15 protein-coding genes are annotated in these 18,417 nt (G+C 53.3%); 11 read left to right on the top strand and 4 right to left on the bottom strand.

Annotation, left to right across the window (positions count from 1 at the left end; translation table 11 throughout):
* The first annotated feature begins 103 nt into the window (after positions 1–103).
* Positions 104–1,540 carry a serine endoprotease DegP gene (gene degP, locus AC2FAP_RS13650; RefSeq protein WP_333193265.1) on the top strand — a complete coding sequence of 479 codons (1,437 nt, stop codon included), beginning with the start codon at positions 104–106 and terminating at the stop codon, positions 1,538–1,540.
* 154 nt (positions 1,541–1,694) lie between these two features.
* Positions 1,695–2,852: a DNA-binding transcriptional regulator CdaR gene (gene cdaR / locus AC2FAP_RS13645; RefSeq protein ID WP_020882613.1), complete on the top strand. Its 1,158-nt coding sequence runs from the start codon at positions 1,695–1,697 to the stop codon at positions 2,850–2,852.
* Between the two features lie 90 nt (positions 2,853–2,942).
* Here cdaR and AC2FAP_RS13640 read toward each other — a convergent pair whose 3' ends face one another.
* The 4 genes from AC2FAP_RS13640 to map all read right to left on the bottom strand — a co-directional run bounded on the left by AC2FAP_RS13640 (position 2,943) and on the right by map (position 7,831).
* On the bottom strand, positions 2,943–3,329 hold the full coding sequence (locus AC2FAP_RS13640) for a DUF3461 family protein (RefSeq protein ID WP_014168696.1): 387 nt from the start codon (positions 3,327–3,329) through the stop codon (positions 2,943–2,945).
* A gap of 111 nt (positions 3,330–3,440) precedes the next feature.
* Complete coding sequence (dapD, locus tag AC2FAP_RS13635) at positions 3,441–4,265, bottom strand: 2,3,4,5-tetrahydropyridine-2,6-dicarboxylate N-succinyltransferase (RefSeq protein ID WP_020882614.1); 825 nt, start codon at positions 4,263–4,265, stop codon at positions 3,441–3,443.
* A 32-nt stretch (positions 4,266–4,297) separates the two neighbouring features.
* Positions 4,298–6,973 (bottom strand): bifunctional uridylyltransferase/uridylyl-removing protein GlnD, encoded by a 2,676-nt coding sequence (glnD, locus tag AC2FAP_RS13630; RefSeq protein WP_020882615.1) that lies wholly within the window; start codon positions 6,971–6,973, stop codon positions 4,298–4,300.
* A gap of 63 nt (positions 6,974–7,036) precedes the next feature.
* Positions 7,037–7,831 (bottom strand): type I methionyl aminopeptidase, encoded by a 795-nt coding sequence (gene map, locus AC2FAP_RS13625; RefSeq protein ID WP_020882616.1) that lies wholly within the window; start codon positions 7,829–7,831, stop codon positions 7,037–7,039.
* Between the two features lie 321 nt (positions 7,832–8,152).
* Between map and rpsB the strand changes: the two genes are divergently transcribed.
* The 9 genes from rpsB (at position 8,153) to bamA (ending at position 18,370) form a co-directional block, all read left to right on the top strand.
* Positions 8,153–8,878, top strand: coding sequence for a 30S ribosomal protein S2 (gene rpsB / locus AC2FAP_RS13620; RefSeq protein WP_003856207.1), 726 nt, complete (start codon positions 8,153–8,155; stop codon positions 8,876–8,878).
* 117 nt (positions 8,879–8,995) lie between these two features.
* Positions 8,996–9,847 (top strand): translation elongation factor Ts, encoded by an 852-nt coding sequence (gene tsf, locus AC2FAP_RS13615; RefSeq protein ID WP_008501911.1) that lies wholly within the window; start codon positions 8,996–8,998, stop codon positions 9,845–9,847.
* Between the two features lie 150 nt (positions 9,848–9,997).
* Positions 9,998–10,723: a UMP kinase gene (pyrH, locus tag AC2FAP_RS13610; RefSeq protein ID WP_003856194.1), complete on the top strand. Its 726-nt coding sequence runs from the start codon at positions 9,998–10,000 to the stop codon at positions 10,721–10,723.
* A 166-nt stretch (positions 10,724–10,889) separates the two neighbouring features.
* Positions 10,890–11,447 (top strand): ribosome recycling factor, encoded by a 558-nt coding sequence (gene frr / locus AC2FAP_RS13605; RefSeq protein WP_014168702.1) that lies wholly within the window; start codon positions 10,890–10,892, stop codon positions 11,445–11,447.
* A gap of 95 nt (positions 11,448–11,542) precedes the next feature.
* Positions 11,543–12,742 (top strand): 1-deoxy-D-xylulose-5-phosphate reductoisomerase, encoded by a 1,200-nt coding sequence (gene ispC, locus AC2FAP_RS13600; RefSeq protein WP_020882617.1) that lies wholly within the window; start codon positions 11,543–11,545, stop codon positions 12,740–12,742.
* Positions 12,743–12,928: 186 nt separating this feature from the next.
* Positions 12,929–13,687 (top strand): (2E,6E)-farnesyl-diphosphate-specific ditrans,polycis-undecaprenyl-diphosphate synthase, encoded by a 759-nt coding sequence (gene ispU, locus AC2FAP_RS13595; RefSeq protein ID WP_014168704.1) that lies wholly within the window; start codon positions 12,929–12,931, stop codon positions 13,685–13,687.
* A 12-nt stretch (positions 13,688–13,699) separates the two neighbouring features.
* Positions 13,700–14,557, top strand: a complete 858-nt coding sequence (gene cdsA, locus AC2FAP_RS13590; protein WP_032679640.1) for a phosphatidate cytidylyltransferase — start codon at positions 13,700–13,702, stop codon at positions 14,555–14,557.
* Between the two features lie 11 nt (positions 14,558–14,568).
* Positions 14,569–15,921, top strand: a complete 1,353-nt coding sequence (gene rseP, locus AC2FAP_RS13585; protein WP_020882618.1) for a sigma E protease regulator RseP — start codon at positions 14,569–14,571, stop codon at positions 15,919–15,921.
* 31 nt (positions 15,922–15,952) lie between these two features.
* Positions 15,953–18,370 carry an outer membrane protein assembly factor BamA gene (gene bamA / locus AC2FAP_RS13580; protein ID WP_014168707.1) on the top strand — a complete coding sequence of 806 codons (2,418 nt, stop codon included), beginning with the start codon at positions 15,953–15,955 and terminating at the stop codon, positions 18,368–18,370.
* The last annotated feature ends 47 nt before the right edge of the window (positions 18,371–18,417 follow it).

Genomic DNA, 18,417 nt, shown 5'->3' with positions numbered 1-18,417 from the left:
AATTTTTACCTTTTCCATAAACTTATGGCCGGAACTAAGCGGTATAAAATGAATCTGAGTTACACAGCAATTTTGCGTTATCTGTAAATCGAGATTAAGACACATGAAAAAAACCACATTAGCAATGAGTGCACTGGCTCTGAGTTTAGGTTTAGCGCTGTCTCCTCTGACTGCTACTGCAGCTGAGACCGCATCGTCGGCAGCGACCGCGCAGCAGATGCCAAGCCTGGCACCGATGCTCGAAAAAGTGATGCCATCGGTGGTGAGTATTAACGTTGAGGGCAGCACAACCGTCAATACGCCGCGTATGCCGCGTAACTTCCAGCAGTTCTTTGGTGATAACTCACCTTTCTGCCAGGACGGTTCGCCATTCCAGAGCTCCCCGTTCTGTCAGGGCGGTGGTGCAGGGGATGACACCCAGGGGGGTGGCCAGCAGCAGAAATTCATGGCGCTTGGCTCGGGTGTGATTATTGATGCGGCGAAAGGCTACGTCGTGACCAACAACCACGTTGTTGATAACGCCAACAGCATTAAGGTTCAGCTGAGCGACGGGCGTAAATTTGATGCCAAAGTGGTCGGGAAAGACCCGCGCTCCGATATCGCGCTGATCCAGATTCAGGATCCGAAAAACCTGACGGCGATTAAAATTGCCGACTCCGATGCGCTGCGTGTCGGTGATTATACCGTCGCTATCGGTAACCCGTTCGGTCTGGGTGAAACCGTAACCTCGGGGATTGTTTCCGCGCTGGGTCGTAGCGGCCTCAACGCCGAAAACTATGAAAACTTCATCCAGACGGATGCCGCCATCAACCGGGGTAACTCCGGCGGCGCGCTGGTGAACCTGAACGGTGAGCTGATTGGTATCAACACCGCGATCCTTGCACCGGACGGCGGCAATATCGGGATCGGCTTTGCTATCCCAAGTAACATGGTGAAAAACCTGACCGCGCAGATGGTGCAGTATGGCCAGGTGAAACGCGGTGAACTGGGGATTCTGGGTACCGAACTGAATTCCGAACTGGCTAAGGCGATGAAAGTTGACGCCCAGCGCGGTGCATTTGTCAGCCAGGTGATGCCGAACTCCTCCGCGGCGAAAGCGGGCATTAAAGCGGGTGATGTCATCACCTCCCTGAACGGGAAACCGATCAGCAGCTTTGCCGCGCTGCGTGCTGAAGTGGGCTCCATGCCGATTGGCAGCAAAGTGACCCTCGGCCTGCTGCGTGACGGTAAATCGGTTAACGTGAGCCTGGAACTGCAGCAGAGCAGCCAGAATCAGGTTGATTCCAGCACCATCTTCAGCGGCATTGAAGGCGCCGAGATGAGCAATAAAGGTCAGGACAAAGGCGTTGTGGTGAACAACGTTAAAGCGAACAGCCCGGCTGCGCGCATTGGCCTGAAAAAAGGCGATGTGATCATGGGTGCGAACCAGCAGCCAGTGAAAAACATTGCTGAACTGCGCAAAATTCTGGACAGCAAACCTTCCGTGCTGGCGTTGAATATTCAGCGTGGTGATACCTCAATTTACCTGCTGATGCAGTAATCCTCTCAGGCCCCTGTTTCAGATGAGCAGGGGCTTTTCACCTTTCTGTGACCTTTTCCACAACTCCATACTTCTCCCTTTCACTTTGTGCATTCGCACAATGCAGCGGTAGCTGAACTTCCCTATGCTTGAGCTCTGCTCACAGGAGGGTTACATGGCTGGCTGGCATCTCGATACCAAAATGGCGCAGGATATTGTGGCACGCACCATGCGCATCATTGATACCAATATCAACGTAATGGATGCCCGTGGGCGCATTATTGGCAGTGGCGATCGTGAGCGTATTGGGGAATTGCACGAAGGGGCGCTGCTGGTGCTCTCCCAGGGGCGGGTGGTGGATATCGACGATGCGGTGGCGAAACACCTGCACGGTGTCCGTCAGGGCATCAATTTACCGCTGCGTCTTGAGGGGGAAATTGTTGGCGTTATCGGCCTGACCGGCGAGCCGGAGTCGCTGCGAAAATATGGCGAACTGGTCTGTATGACGGCGGAGATGATGCTTGAGCAGTCGCGCCTGATGCATCTGCTCGCCCAGGACAGCCGTCTGCGTGAAGAGCTGGTGATGAATCTGATTCAGGCGGATGAGCATACCCCTGCACTCAATGAATGGGCGCAGCGCCTGGGAATCGATCTGAATCAGCCGCGCGTCGTGGCGGTAATTGAGGTGGACAGCGGCCAGCTTGGCGTCGACAGTGCGATGGCTGAGCTGCAGCAGCTGCAAAATGCGCTGGCGACACCGGAACGCGATAACCTGGTGGCGATTGTCTCTCTGACGGAAATGGTGGTGCTCAAGCCCGCGCTGAACGCGTTCGGGCGCTGGGATGCAGAAGATCATCGTCGTCGCGTGGAGCAGTTGATAGCCCGCATGAAGGAGAATGGTCAGCTTCGTTTTCGCGTCGCGCTGGGCAATTACTTCACCGGTCCGGGCAGTATTGCCCGTTCCTGGCGTACTGCCCGCACCACCATGATGGTGGGTAAGCAGCGGATGCCGGAAAGCCGCAGTTATTTCTACCAGGATCTGATGCTCCCGGTACTGCTCGACAGCCTGCGCGGTGGCTGGCAGGCCAATGAGCTGGCACGTCCGTTAGCGCGCCTCAAGGCGATGGACAATAACGGTCTGCTGCGTCGGACGCTGCAGGCGTGGTTCCGTCATAACGTACAGCCGCTGGCAACGTCGAAAGCGTTGTTTATACATCGCAATACGCTGGAATATCGACTGAACCGGATTTCGGAGCTGACAGGGCTGGATCTGGGGAGCTTTGACGACAGGCTGCTGCTTTATGTGGCGTTACAGCTCGATGAGCAGAGATGAGTGGAATACGGCCTGATGCCCTTACGCCATCCCTTTCCACGGGAGAGGGCGCAAACACTAAAACGGCAATCAAAGATTGCCGTTTTGCGTTTATTTCCGGGTAAGCTTTTCAAGATCCGCTTCGATTTCGCTAATCTTGTTGGTGACAACGCTTTCAAGGTGACGCAGATCGTCGAGGATCTTACGTTTGAGATCGACTTCAGTGCGGTCGCGCTGACAGATCTGATCGAGTTCATCGATCACATAGCGCAGATTAGGGCTGATTTCCTGAACTTCTTTGTATCCCTGTCCTACACCGTCAGCGACGACGGTCTTACGCTGGCGTGGATATTTAAACTTCACGCTCTTGGCGAAAAACTCTCCTTTGTCCTTGTGAAAATAGATTTTCAGAATGTCGTTATTAGCTTCCTGGCGAAGGCTGTAACGATCAATTTCATCAGGATTGGTAATGCCCAGACTTTTCAGATTATCGTACATAGCGGTACCCTTGATCTCAACATAACCTTTGAATAATTAACGAAAAAATCTATTTTCGCCACCCTCAGATATGAAAAAAGCGGGGTGGCCCCCGCTTTTTGTTATATCCGATTAATCGATGGTGCGCAGCAACTCATTGATGCCCACCTTACCGCGGGTTTTCGCATCAACTTTCTTCACGATAACCGCACAGTACAGGCTGTACTTGCCATCTTTTGACGGCAGGTTGCCGGAGACCACAACGGAACCGGCCGGCACGCGACCGTAGTGAATTTCACCGGTCTCACGATCGTAAATACGGGTGCTCTGACCGATGTAAACGCCCATCGAGATAACGGAGCCTTCCTCAACGATCACGCCTTCCACCACTTCAGAGCGCGCGCCGATGAAGCAGTTATCTTCGATGATGGTTGGGTTAGCCTGCAGTGGCTCCAGTACACCACCGATACCCACGCCGCCGGACAGGTGAACGTTTTTACCGATCTGCGCGCAGGAGCCGACGGTTGCCCAGGTATCCACCATGGAGCCTTCGTCTACGTAAGCACCGATGTTAACGTAGGAGGGCATCAGCACGGTGTTACGTGCGATGAACGCACCCTGACGTACGGCCGCTGGCGGTACTACGCGGAAGCCTTCTTTCTGGAAGCGAGCTTCGTCGTAGTCAGCGAATTTCATAGGGACTTTATCGAAGTAGCGGCTTTCTGCTCCGTCGATAACCTGGTTATCATTGATACGGAAAGAGAGCAGCACGGCTTTCTTTAGCCATTGATGAGTTACCCACTGACCGTCGATTTTTTCTGCTACACGTAGCGCGCCGGAATCCAGCAGAGAAATAACCTGATTAACCGCTTCACGGGTAACGGTATCCACATTTGCCGGAGTAATCTCGGCGCGACGCTCAAAAGCGGACTCAATAACGTTCTGTAACTGCTGCATTGTTTACTCTTTCCATTTCACTAAAAAACACGTCACCCTTTATCGTTTGGATTGAGGGCTGCTGTCAACCGTTGTTGCACTTCAAGTTGCAGGTCATTATTAAGGGCACGCCGGTCGGCGGTGGCGATTATAAATAAATCTTCTACTCGTTCGCCAATGGTTGTAATTCTGGCCCCGTGAAGCGAAATTCCCAGATCGGCAAAAACCTGGCCGACGCGGGCGAGCAGCCCTGGCTGGTCGAGCGCGATCAGCTCCAGGAACGATTTACGATCGGTGTGGGTCGGCAGGAAATTGACCTCGGTATCGACGGTAAAGTGGCGTAATTTCGACGGCTGACGACGCGGCTGCGGTGGCTGCCAGCTGCGCTGGGTGATCGCCTGTTCCAGGCCAAAACGTATCCCTTCATGGCGGTCCGACGACAGCGGGCTTCCGTCTGGCTCCAGTACAATAAAGGTGTCCATCGCCATGCCGTCCCGGGTGGTGAAAATCTGCGCGTCGTGAACGCTCAGATTACGCCTGTCCAGTTCGGCACAAACCGCAGCAAACAGATAAGGCCGATCCGGGCTCCAGATAAAGATCTCGGTACCGCCGCGCGTGGCCTGCGGACTGAGGAGGATCATCGGCTGCGATAAATCATGCTGAAGCAGATGTCGCGCATGCCAGGCAAGCTGGTTTGGGCTGTGGCGGACAAAATAGTTGGCACGACAGCGCGCCCAAATCTGATGCAGCGCCTCTTCATCAATGTTATCCATCCGCAACAGCGCCAGCGCCTGCAGCTGATGATGGCGTACACGCTCGCGCATGTCCGGGGTGTTTTGCATCCCGCGGCGCAGCTGTTTTTCGGTGGCAAAGTACAACTCGCGCAACAGGCTTTGCTTCCAGCTGTTCCACAGCGTTTCGTTGGTGGCACAAATATCGGCTACCGTAAGGCAGACCAGATAGCGCAGGCGGTTTTCCGTCTGAACCTCTTCTGCAAACTGCTTGATGACCTCCGGATCCTGAATGTCACGACGCTGCGCGGTGACGGACATCAGCAGGTGATGGCGTACCAGCCAGGCAACCAGCTGCGTCTCGCGAGAGTTCAGTCCATGCAGTTCGGCAAATTTCAGCACGTCCTGTGCGCCGAGCACCGAGTGGTCACCGCCACGACCTTTGGCGATGTCGTGGAACAGGGCGGCAATCAGGATCAGTTCCGGGTGGGTAAGACGTGGCCACAGTTCGACGCACAGTGGGTGACGTGAGCGTGTCTCTTCTCTGGCAAAGCTCTCCAGCTTGAGCATGACGCGGATCGTGTGTTCATCCACCGTGTAGGCGTGGAACAGATCGAACTGCATCTGCCCGACGATATGTGACCACTGCGGCATATAGGCCCACAGCACGCTGTGGCGATGCATCGGCAGAAGCCCACGGCTGACGGCCCCCGGATGGCGCAACATACTGAGAAAAAGGGATCGGGCTTCCGGGATATAGCACAGTGGCTGCGTCAGATGACGGCGCGCATGGCGCAGATGACGCAGCGTTGTGGAGTAGATCCCGGTGATCGTGCTGTTGCGAACCATGGTGTAGAACATCCGCAGGATCGCTTCCGGCTCACGGATAAACAGCGTTTCGTCGCGCAGATCGATAAGCGTGCCGCGCAGCTGGAATTCATCATCGATCGGCCGCGGTTTTTCGTCCGCCGTCAGGGCCAGGATCGCTTCGTCGAACAGCTGCAGCAGCATCTGGTTCAGTTCAGTGACGCGACGGGTAACGCGGAAGAAATCCTTCATCATGTGCTCAACCGGCTCGTTACCTTCACCGCGGTAGTTGAGGCGCTGCGCTACGCTGAGCTGGCGGTCAAACAGCAGACGGTTATCGTAGCGGCTAAGCTCGAGATGCAGGGCAAAACGGATCCGCCAGAGCAGGTGCAGACACTCATTCAGCTCGTTTCGCTCAGCCTCGGTTAAAAAGCCGAAGCCAACCATCTCGTCCATTGAGGTGGCGCCAAAGTGGCGGCGGGCCACCCACTGCAGCGTGTGAATGTCGCGCAGTCCGCCCGGACTGCTTTTAATATCCGGCTCCAGGTTATAGCTGGTGCCATGGTAGCGCTGGTGACGCTGATTCTGCTCCTCGACCTTCGCGGCGAAGAATTTTTCTGAAGGCCAGAAGCCGTCGCTGAAAATGTGTTTTTGCAGCTCCAGGAACAACGCGACGTCGCCAATCAACAGGCGGGTTTCAATCAGGTTGGTGGCGACGGTCAGGTCAGATAATCCTTCGAGCAGGCACTCTTCCAGCGTGCGCACGCTGTGGCCCACTTCAAGCTTCACATCCCACAGCAGCGTCAGCAGTTCGCCAATTTTCTGCGCCTGTTCATCCGGCAGCTTTTTGCGGCTTAAAATCAGTAAGTCGATATCGGAAAGCGGATGAAGCTCACCGCGGCCATAGCCCCCGACGGCGACCAGTGCCACGTCACTGATCTGCCCAAACCCGTAATCAATCCACAGACGCTGCAGGAGCTGGTCGATAAACTCGGTGCGAGCTTCAATGAGCTGCTCCGCGGAGATACCGGCATCAAATGCGCTTCCGAGCCAGCGCTGGAAGACATCCATATGCGCCTTGATACCGGCGCAGGTCAGATCCTGCTGGGGCCAGACGCCCGGGTTATCGGGCTGGTCGGGTAGGGTGGGAAGTGCTGTGTTAGCATACTGTTCGGGTAAAAGATTACTCATCGTGCGCCACCCATAAGAAAAAGCTATAGCCATTAAAAAAGCCGGCATCTGCCGGCTTTTTTATCATTCATCGTGCGTGAGTATCGCCGGGATGGTGTCATCCTTGCGCAACGTCATAATTTCGCAGCCGTTGTCTGTTACCACAATAGTATGCTCGTACTGCGCAGACAAGCTTCTGTCTTTGGTTTTCACCGTCCAGCCATCTTTCATGGTGCGGATGCGGTAATCACCGGCATTAACCATCGGCTCGATGGTGAAGGTCATGCCTTTTTGCAGTACCACGCCGCCGTCATCCGCATCATAGTGCAGAACCTGTGGCTCTTCGTGGAAGACACGGCCAATGCCGTGGCCGCAGTATTCACGCACAACGGAGAAACCTTCCGCTTCAACGAATTTCTGGATAGCGGCCCCGATGGTGCGCAGGCGAATGCCGGGTTTAACCATTTTCAGCGCCAGGTAGAGGCTTTCTTGCGTCACTTTGCACAGACGCTCGCCCAGAATCGTCGGCTTGCCCACGATGAACATCTTAGAGGTGTCACCGTGGTAGTCATCTTTAATGACCGTCACGTCGATGTTGACGATGTCGCCATCTTTGAGCAGTTTTTCGTTGTCCGGAATACCGTGACAAACCACTTCGTTAATCGAAATGCAGACGGATTTCGGGAAACCATGGTAGCCAAGGCAGGCGGAGACCGCGTGCTGCTCATTGACGATATAGTCGTTACAAATGCGGTCCAGTTCACCCGTGCTCACGCCCGGCTTCACGTACGGCTCGATCATTTCCAGCACGTCTGCGGCCAGACGACCGGCGACGCGCATCTTTGCAATTTCTTCAGGTGTCTTAATAGAGATAGCCATGTAATCTGTCCATCAGTGTCGATTTTTTCGACAATACTAGTCTAAGTGTCGTTAATGGTATCAGTCAGGCGCACCCCGTGCCAAATTGAGAATCATTAACAGCACACTCGGCCAACAACTGTTGGTTTCTGGTCGTGTTTTGTGGTATAAAGCGCGCCGGACTTCCGATCCATTTCAGATACACAGGCTGGACGGAAGCGACAAATCTCACTTTGTGTAACAACACACACGTATCGGCACATATTCCGGGGTGCCCTTCGGGGTCGGTAATATGGGATACGTGGAGGCATAACCCCAACTTTTAATATAGAGGTTTTAAACATGGCAACTGTTTCCATGCGCGACATGCTCAAGGCTGGTGTTCACTTCGGTCACCAGACCCGTTACTGGAACCCGAAAATGAAGCCTTTCATCTTCGGCGCACGTAACAAAGTTCACATCATCAACCTTGAGAAAACTGTACCAATGTTCAACGAAGCCCTGGCTGAGCTGAACAAGATCTCTTCCCGTAAAGGTAAGATTCTGTTCGTTGGTACTAAGCGCGCTGCAAGCGAAGCTGTGAAAGATGCTGCTAACAGCTGCGATCAGTTCTTCGTGAACCATCGCTGGTTGGGCGGCATGCTGACTAACTGGAAAACCGTTCGTCAGTCCATCAAGCGCCTGAAAGATCTGGAAACCCAGTCTCAGGACGGTACTTTCGACAAGCTGACTAAGAAAGAAGCGCTGATGCGCACTCGTGAACTGGACAAGCTGGAAAACAGCCTGGGCGGTATCAAAGATATGGGCGGCCTGCCAGACGCGCTGTTCGTAATCGATGCAGACCACGAGCACATCGCAATCAAAGAAGCTAACAACCTGGGTATCCCGGTATTCGCTATCGTTGATACCAACTCCGATCCGGACGGTGTTGACTTCGTTATCCCGGGTAACGACGACGCAATCCGTGCTGTTAGCCTGTACCTGAGCGCTGTAGCTGCTACCGTTCGTGAAGGCCGTTCCCAGGATCTGGCTTCTCAGGCGGAAGAAAGCTTCGTAGAAGCTGAATAATAAGGTTTCACCCCTTATTAGTACCGTGTATGAATAGGGGCCAATTATCGGCCCCTTTTTTCAATTTACACTGTTTGGCCTCAGGCCGGGCAGTTCACATCTCCCGAGGATTTAAGAATGGCTGAAATTACCGCATCCCTGGTAAAAGAGCTGCGCGAGCGTACTGGCGCAGGCATGATGGATTGCAAAAAAGCGCTGACTGAAGCGAACGGCGACATCGAGCTGGCAATCGAAAACATGCGTAAATCCGGTGCGATCAAAGCAGCTAAAAAAGCAGGCAACGTTGCTGCTGACGGCGTGATCATCACTAAGATCGACGGCAACTACGGCATCATCCTGGAAGTTAACTGCCAGACTGACTTCGTTGCTAAAGATGGTGGTTTCCAGGCATTTGCTAACAAAGTTCTGGACGCAGCTGTTGCGGGCAAAATCACTGACGTTGAAGTTCTGAAAGCACAGTTCGAAGAAGAACGTGTTGCTCTGGTTGCTAAAATCGGTGAGAACATCAACATCCGTCGTGTTGCTTCTCTGGAAGGCGACGTTCTGGGTTCATACCAGCACGGTGCACGTATCGGTGTTCTGGTTGCGGCTAAAGGCGCTGATGAAGAGCTGGTTAAACAGCTGGCTATGCACATCGCTGCAAGCAAACCAGAATTCGTTAAGCCAGAAGACGTGTCTGCTGAAGTGGTAGAGAAAGAGTACCAGGTTCAGCTGGACATCGCGATGCAGTCTGGTAAGCCAAAAGAAATCGCAGAGAAAATGGTTGAAGGCCGCATGAAGAAATTCACCGGCGAAGTTTCTCTGACTGGCCAGCCATTCGTTATGGATCCAAGCAAGTCTGTTGCTCAGCTGCTGAAAGAGCACAACGCTGACGTGACTGGCTTCATCCGCTTCGAAGTGGGCGAAGGCATCGAGAAAGTTGAGACTGACTTCGCAGCAGAAGTTGCTGCAATGTCCAAGCAGTCTTAATGATTGAAAAGGAGCCGCCTGAGGGCGGCTTCTTTTTGTCACCCGTCACACGAAATCAGACAGGCTCCAGTATCCCTGTGCTGATATGCGACATATCATGTCGCCAGAATTAACCCCCATCTTAATCGTTGACAGTCTCAGGAAAGAAACATGGCTACCAATGCAAAACCCGTGTACAAACGCATTCTGCTTAAGCTGAGTGGCGAAGCGCTGCAGGGATCGGAAGGCTTCGGTATTGACGCAAGCATCCTTGACCGCATGGCACAGGAAATCAAAGAACTGGTCGAACTGGGTATTCAGGTTGGCGTGGTCATTGGCGGTGGCAACCTTTTCCGTGGTGCTGGTCTGGCGAAAGCGGGGATGAACCGCGTTGTGGGCGACCACATGGGTATGCTGGCAACCGTGATGAATGGCCTGGCAATGCGTGATGCGCTTCATCGCGCCTATGTGAACGCCCGCCTGATGTCCGCAATCCCATTGAATGGCGTCTGCGATAACTACAGCTGGGCAGAGGCGATTAGCCTGCTGCGCAACAACCGCGTGGTGATCCTCTCCGCCGGTACGGGTAACCCGTTCTTTACTACCGATTCCGCTGCCTGCCTGCGCGGTATCGAGATCGAAGCCGATGTGGTTCTGAAAGCGACCAAAGTCGATGGCGTGTTTACTGCCGACCCGGCAAAAGATCCGTCTGCCACCATGTACGATCAGCTGAGCTACAGCGAAGTGCTGGAAAAAGAGCTGAAAGTGATGGATCTTGCCGCCTTTACGCTGGCTCGTGACCACAAACTGCCGATCCGTGTCTTCAACATGAACAAACCTGGCGCACTGCGTCGCGTGGTCATGGGTGAAAAAGAAGGCACTTTGATCACGGAATAATTTCCGTCGGCGATAAATACAGGTAAGATTCCGCTTTATTTTGTAGTGGTATCTTACCTGGGCGCGCCTTTGGCGTTGTCAGAATTAAACGCGACTATACTTAGCACACCTGTAGCGCTGTGCTGGCGGATAGTCTGCCTGAGACAAGTTTTCAAGGATTCGTAACGTGATTAACGAAATCAGAAAAGATGCTGAAGTACGCATGGAAAAATGCGTAGAAGCGTTCAAAACCCAAATCAGCAAAATCCGTACTGGCCGTGCTTCCCCAAGCCTGCTGGATGGCATCATCGTAGAATACTACGGCACGCCAACGCCACTGCGTCAGCTGGCGAGTGTTACCGTTGAAGATACCCGTACGCTGAAAATCAACGTCTTCGATCGTTCTATGAGCCCAGCGGTTGAGAAAGCGATCATGGCGTCTGACCTCGGTCTGAACCCAAGCTCTGCGGGCGCTGACATTCGCGTTCCACTGCCTCCACTGACTGAAGAACGTCGTAAAGACCTGATCAAAGTTGTTCGTGGTGAAGCTGAGCAGGGTCGCGTATCCGTGCGTAACGTACGTCGTGATGCGAACGATAAACTCAAAGCGCTGCTGAAAGAAAAAGAGATCAGTGAAGATGACGATCGTCGTTCTCAGGACGACATTCAGAAGATGACGGATGCTGCGATCAAGAAAATTGATGCGGCGCTGGCAGATAAAGAAGCGGAACTGATGCAGTTCTGATTTCTGTCGTACACTGATAAACGCCGTTCAGAAGGACTTCGGGTCTTGCTGGCGGCGTTTTGCTTTTATCTGGTCTAACTTTTTTCGGGCATCTCATGAAGCATTTAACACTCCTTGGCTCAACCGGCTCTATCGGTTGCAGCACTCTCGACGTTGTTCGCCATAATCCTGAACATTACACCGTGACCGCGCTGGTGGCCGGTAAGAATGTGCAGCGTATGATCGAACAGTGCCTGGAGTTTACGCCTCGCTATGCGGTTATGGATGACGAAGAGAGCGCCCGCCTGCTCACCGCGCAGTTGCGTGAGAAAGGCTGTCGTACCGAGGTCCTGAGTGGCCAGCAGGCGGCCTGCGACATGGCTGCGCTGGATGAGGTTGATCAGGTCATGGCGGCAATCGTCGGGGCTGCAGGGCTGCTACCGACGCTTGCCGCTATTGATGCCGGTAAAGAGGTTCTGCTGGCTAACAAAGAGTCGCTGGTGACCTGCGGACGTCTCTTTATGGAGGCGGTGAAGCAGCGCGGGGCGCGTCTTTTACCGGTCGACAGCGAGCACAACGCGATTTTTCAGAGTTTACCGCAACCTTTTCAACAGAACCTGGGGTACGCTGACCTGGAGCAGAATGGCGTTGTATCGATTTTGCTTACCGGGTCAGGTGGCCCGTTCCGTGAAACGCCACTGTCTGAACTGAGCGCAATGACGCCTGAGCAGGCGTGCCGTCATCCGAACTGGTCAATGGGGCGTAAAATCTCCGTTGACTCCGCCACCATGATGAACAAAGGTCTGGAATACATTGAAGCGCGCTGGCTGTTCAATGCGTCGGCGAAACAGATGGAAGTGCTGATCCACCCGCAATCGGTGATTCACTCGATGGTGCGCTATCAGGATGGCAGCGTCCTTGCGCAACTGGGCGAACCGGACATGCGCACGCCTATCGCGCATGCCATGGCGTGGCCGAATCGGGTGAAGTCCGGGGCGAAACCGCTCGATTTTTGCAAGCTGAGTTCACTGACCTTTAGCGAACCGGACTACGATCGTTATCCGTGTCTGAAGCTTGCGATGAAAGCCTTTGACCAGGGGCAGGCGGCGACGACGGCACTTAATGCAGCTAATGAAATTACCGTTGAGGCATTTCTGAATCAGCAGATCCGCTTTACCGATATTGCGACGTTGAATTTATCGGTACTGGAGATGATGGATTTGCGCGAACCACAAAGCGTGGAAGAGGTGCTGGCGGTGGATGCACAGGCTCGCGTTATTGCACGTAAGCAGGTGACACGCCTCGCAAGCTGGTGATAAAGCAAGCACTAGTGGTTGTGCTATTTGTTAGCGTTGGGCTTCAGTGATATAGTCTGCGCCACCTGATCGCAGGTATTTGACTTTACGTGGTCAGGTAAGCCGTGGTTTGACACGGCTTTTTTATGTATAGGCTTCAGTATTCCTGAGTACCGTTAAATCCTTTTCAGGGACCAAAAACGCGTTATGTTGTCTGCGAATCAACCAATAAGCGAAAACTTGCCAGCTCATGGCTGCCGTCATGTAGCAATCATTATGGATGGCAACGGCCGCTGGGCGAAAAGACAAGGGAAGATACGAGCCTTTGGGCATAAAGCTGGGGCGAAATCTGTTCGCCGCGCCGTTTCTTTTGCCGCCAATAACGGCATTGATGCGTTAACGCTCTATGCTTTTAGCAGTGAAAACTGGAATCGACCGCCGCAGGAAGTGACCGCGTTGATGGAATTGTTTGTGTGGGCGCTCGATAGCGAAGTAAAAAGCCTGCACCGCCACAACGTCCGTCTGCGTATTATCGGCGAAACCAGTCGTTTTAACTCACGTTTGCAGGAACGGATTCGTAAAGCAGAAGCGCTGACTGAAAATAATACCGGTCTGACGCTCAATATCGCGGCGAATTACGGTGGACGCTGGGATATTATCCAGGGCGTTCGGCATCTGGCCGAACAGGTTCAGGAAGGGCTGTTGAGACCCGACCAAATTGATGAAGAGGCGCTGAGTAAGCAAATCTGCATGAATGAACTGGCACCTGTGGATTTGGTAATTAGGACAGGGGGAGAACATCGCATCAGTAACTTTTTGCTGTGGCAAATTGCCTACGCCGAACTTTACTTTACTGATGTTCTTTGGCCCGATTTTGATGAACAAGACTTTGAAGGTGCGCTGCATGCCTTTGCCAATCGAGAGCGTCGTTTCGGCGGCACCGAGCCAGGTGGCGACAAAGCCTGATGGGGGTAGCTTTTGCTGAAGTATCGCCTGATTTCCGCTTTTGTATTAATACCCATTGTCATTGCGGCGCTGTTTTTACTGCCCCCGGTGGGATTCGCTATTTTGACGCTGGTGGTCTGCATGCTCGCCGCGTGGGAATGGGGTCAGTTTAGCGGCTTTACCTCACGCACTCAGCGGGTATGGCTGGCGGTACTCTGTGGCTTTATCCTGGCCCTGATGCTGTTTACCTTGCCTGAATATCACCATGATATTCACCAACCGCTGGTTGCCGGTTCCCTTTGGGTATCGCTGGGCTGGTGGGTTGCCGCGCTGCTGCTGGTGCTTTTTTACCCAGGTTCCGCGGCATTCTGGCGTAATTCAAAAGTGTTGCGTCTTATTTTTGGCCTGCTCACAATTGTTCCTTTTTTCTGGGGTATGGTCGCACTGCGCGCCTGGCACTATGACGAAAACCACTACAGCGGCGCGATCTGGCTGCTTTATGTGATGATTCTCGTCTGGGGGGCTGACTCTGGGGCCTATATGTTTGGTAAACTGTTTGGCAAACATAAACTGGCGCCAAAAGTGTCTCCGGGCAAAACCTGGCAAGGATTCATCGGCGGCCTGTTTACGGCAGCAATCATTTCCTGGGGCTATGGCGTCTGGGCGAATCTGGAAGTGGCACCGTCAATACTGCTGGTGTGCTCTATTTTTGCTGCGCTGGCCTCGGTACTCGGTGATTTAACCGAAAGTATGTTTAAGCGTGAAGCAGGGATTAAGGACAGCGGACACCTGATTCCAGGACATGGCGGTATACTGGATCGCATTGATAGCCTGACAGCGGCTGTTCCAGTGTTTGCGTGCTTGCTTTTACTGGTATTCGGGACGATTTAACGGAAGGTTTTATGCTGAGCATTCTCTGGAATCTGGCGGCGTTCATTGTTGCACTGGGTGTACTGATTACCGTGCATGAATTTGGCCATTTCTGGGTTGCTCGCCGTTGCGGTGTGCGGGTAGAGCGGTTTTCCATCGGTTTTGGTAAATCACTCTGGACGCGCACTGACCGCCACGGCACAGAATTTGTCATCGCTCTTATCCCGCTTGGCGGCTACGTTAAGATGCTCGACGAACGCGTTGAGCCTGTCGCCCCTGAGCTACGACACAGCGCATTCAACAACAAAACCGTTGGACAACGCGCCGCCATCATCGCTGCCGGGCCGGTAGCCAACTTCATCTTTGCTGTTTTCGCCTACTGGCTGGTGTTTATCATCGGCGTGCCTGGCGTGCGTCCGGTTGTGGGTGAAATTGCGCCTGATTCCATCGCGGCGAGTGCGCAAATTACGCCGGGGATGGAACTTAAAGCGATTGATGGCATCGAAACCCCTGATTGGGATGCCGTGCGTCTGCAGCTGGTAGCCAAAATTGGCGATCGGCAGACAACATTCAGCGTGTCGCCGTTTGGTTCTGACCAGCGGCAGGACAAAGTGCTCGATTTACGTCACTGGCGTTTCGAGCCAGACAAAGAAGATCCCGTCTCTGCGCTGGGCATTCGTCCACGCGGTGCGCAGATTGAGCCGGTATTAGCCGAAGTACAGGCAAACTCGGCTGCCAGCAAAGCAGGTTTGCAAGCGGGCGACAGGATCGTTAAAGTCGATGGTCAACCATTAACAGAGTGGATGACCTTTGTTACTCTGGTGCGCGATAATCCGGGCACGTCGCTCGCGCTGGAAGTTGAAAGGCAGGGCAGTCCGCTTTCGCTGACGCTGACTCCGGATACGAAGTCGGTCGGCAAAAAGGCAGAAGGGTTTGCAGGCGTTGTGCCGAAAGTCATCCCGCTGCCAGATGAGTACAAGACAATACGCCAGTATGGGCCGTTCAGCGCCATCCTTGAAGCCACGGATAAAACATGGCAACTGATGAAGCTGACGGTAAACATGTTGGGGAAATTGATAACCGGTGATGTGAAACTGAACAACCTCAGTGGGCCAATTTCAATAGCTCAGGGGGCTGGGATGTCAGCGGAGTTCGGGGTGATTTACTATCTCATGTTTCTTGCGCTCATTAGCGTGAACCTTGGGATAATCAACCTGTTCCCGCTTCCCGTTTTAGACGGGGGTCATCTGCTGTTTTTGGCGATTGAAAAGCTAAAAGGCGGGCCGGTATCCGAGCGAGTTCAAGACTTTAGTTATCGCATTGGCTCGATTTTGCTGGTGCTGTTAATGGGGCTTGCACTTTTCAATGATTTCTCTCGGTTGTAAGAGAGTTAGTTAGGAAGAACGCATAATAACGATGGCGATGAAAAAGTTGCTCATAGCGTCGCTGCTGTTTAGCAGCGCCACCGTATACGGTGCTGACGGGTTCGTAGTGAAAGACATTCATTTCGAAGGCCTTCAGCGTGTCGCCGTTGGTGCGGCCCTCCTCAGTATGCCTGTGCGCCCCGGCGATACGGTTAATGATGATGACATCAGTAACACCATCCGTGCTCTGTTTGCCACTGGCAACTTCGAGGATGTCCGCGTCCTGCGCGATGGTGATACGCTTCTGGTTCAGGTAAAAGAACGTCCGACGATCGCCAGTATCACCTTCTCCGGTAACAAGTCGGTGAAAGATGACATGCTCAAGCAGAACCTTGAAGCATCTGGCGTACGTGTGGGGGAATCCCTGGATCGCACAACCCTTTCAGACATAGAAAAAGGTCTGGAAGACTTCTATTACAGCGTGGGTAAATACAGTGCCAGCGTGAAAGCGGTTGTGACGCCGTTGCCACGTAACCGTGTTGACCTGAAACTGGTCTTCCAGGAAGGTGTTTCTGCGAAGATTCAGCAGATCAACATCGTGGGTAACCACGCGTTCAGCACCGATGAACTGATCTCTACGTTCCAGCTGCGCGACGAAGTGCCATGGTGGAACGTGGTGGGCGATCGTAAATACCAGAAGCAGAAACTGGCGGGCGACCTTGAAACCCTGCGCAGCTACTATCTGGATCGCGGTTATGCCCGTTTCAACATCGACTCGACTCAGGTCAGTCTGACGCCAGACAAGAAAGGCATCTACATTACGATTAACATCACAGAAGGCGATCAGTACAAGCTTTCTGGTGTTGACGTGAGTGGTAACCTGGCAGGCCATTCTGCTGAGATCGAATCGCTGACCAAAATTCAGCCGGGCGAGCTGTATAGCGGGTCTAAAGTGACTAAAATGGAAGACAGCATTAAGAAGCTGCTCGGCCGCTATGGTTATGCTTATCCGCGTGTACAAACTCAGCCTGAAATCAACGACGCGGATAAAACTGTGAAGCTTCACGTTAACGTTGATGCGGGTAACCGTTTCTACGTGCGTAAGATCCGCTTCGAAGGTAACGACACCTCCAAAGATTCCGTCCTGCGTCGCGAGATGCGTCAGATGGAAGGCGCATGGTTAGGTAGCGACCTTGTTGACCAGGGTAAAGAGCGTCTGAACCGTCTGGGCTATTTCGAAACGGTTGATACCGATACCCAGCGTGTTCCGGGCAGCCCGGATCAGGTTGATGTCGTTTATAAAGTCAAAGAGCGTAACACCGGTAGCTTTAACTTCGGTGTGGGCTACGGTACTGAAAGTGGCGTCAGCTTCCAGGTCGGCGTACAGCAGGATAACTGGCTGGGTACGGGTTACTCCGTAGGTATCAACGGTACCAAAAACGACTACCAGACCTACTCTGAGTTCTCTGTTACCAACCCATACTTCACCGTAGATGGTGTGAGCCTGGGCGGTCGTATCTTCTATAACGACTTTAAAGCAGATGACGCGGATCTGTCCTCTTACACCAACAAGAGCTACGGTGTAGATGGCACGCTCGGCTTCCCGGTTAACGAATACAACTCGCTGCGCGCTGGTTTAGGTTATGTGCATAACGACCTGTCCAACATGCAACCGCAGGTGGCGATGTGGCGTTATCTGGACTCTATTGGCCAGTCAACCAGTAAAAATGGGGACAACAACGGCTTTGCTGCTGATGACTTCACCTTCAACTATGGCTGGACCTATAACCGTCTCGACCGTGGTTACTTCCCGACGGAAGGTTCTCGTGTCAACCTGAACGGTAAAGTGACCGTTCCGGGGTCTGATAACGAGTTCTACAAGGTAACGCTGGACACCGCGTCCTACTTCCCAATTGATGACGACCACAAGTGGGTAGTCCTGGGTCGTACCCGTTGGGGCTATGGCGATGGTTTAGGTGGCAAAGAACTGCCATTCTATGAGAACTTCTACGCCGGTGGTTCCAGCACCGTCCGTGGCTTCCAGTCCAACAACATTGGTCCGAAAGCGGTCTATTACGGCGGTAACGACACCGATAACTGTAATAAATCGTCGTCTTCTGAAGTCTGTAGCTCTGATGATGCGGTGGGCGGTAACGCCATGGCCGTTGCTAGCCTGGAGTTCATCACACCAACGCCGTTCATCAGTGATAAATACGCAAACTCAGTCCGTACATCCATCTTCTGGGATGCCGGTACTGTATGGGATACCAACTGGGAGAATACTGCCCAGATGCGTGCGGCAGGCGTACCAGACTACAGCGATCCGAGCAATATTCGCATGTCTGCAGGTATCGCATTACAATGGATGTCACCGCTGGGGCCGTTGGTCTTCTCTTACGCCCAGCCGTTTAAGAAATACGATGGAGACAAAGCGGAGCAATTCCAGTTTAACATTGGTAAAACCTGGTAATAATCCGCTGCAATGGAATGCGTTGGCAGTGTAGCGCTGACAACTGG

Source organism: Enterobacter cloacae complex sp. 394I7 (assembly GCF_057320345.1).
The sequence above is the reverse complement of the archived record's forward strand: the minus strand, read 5'-3'. Positions and strand labels throughout refer to the sequence as shown.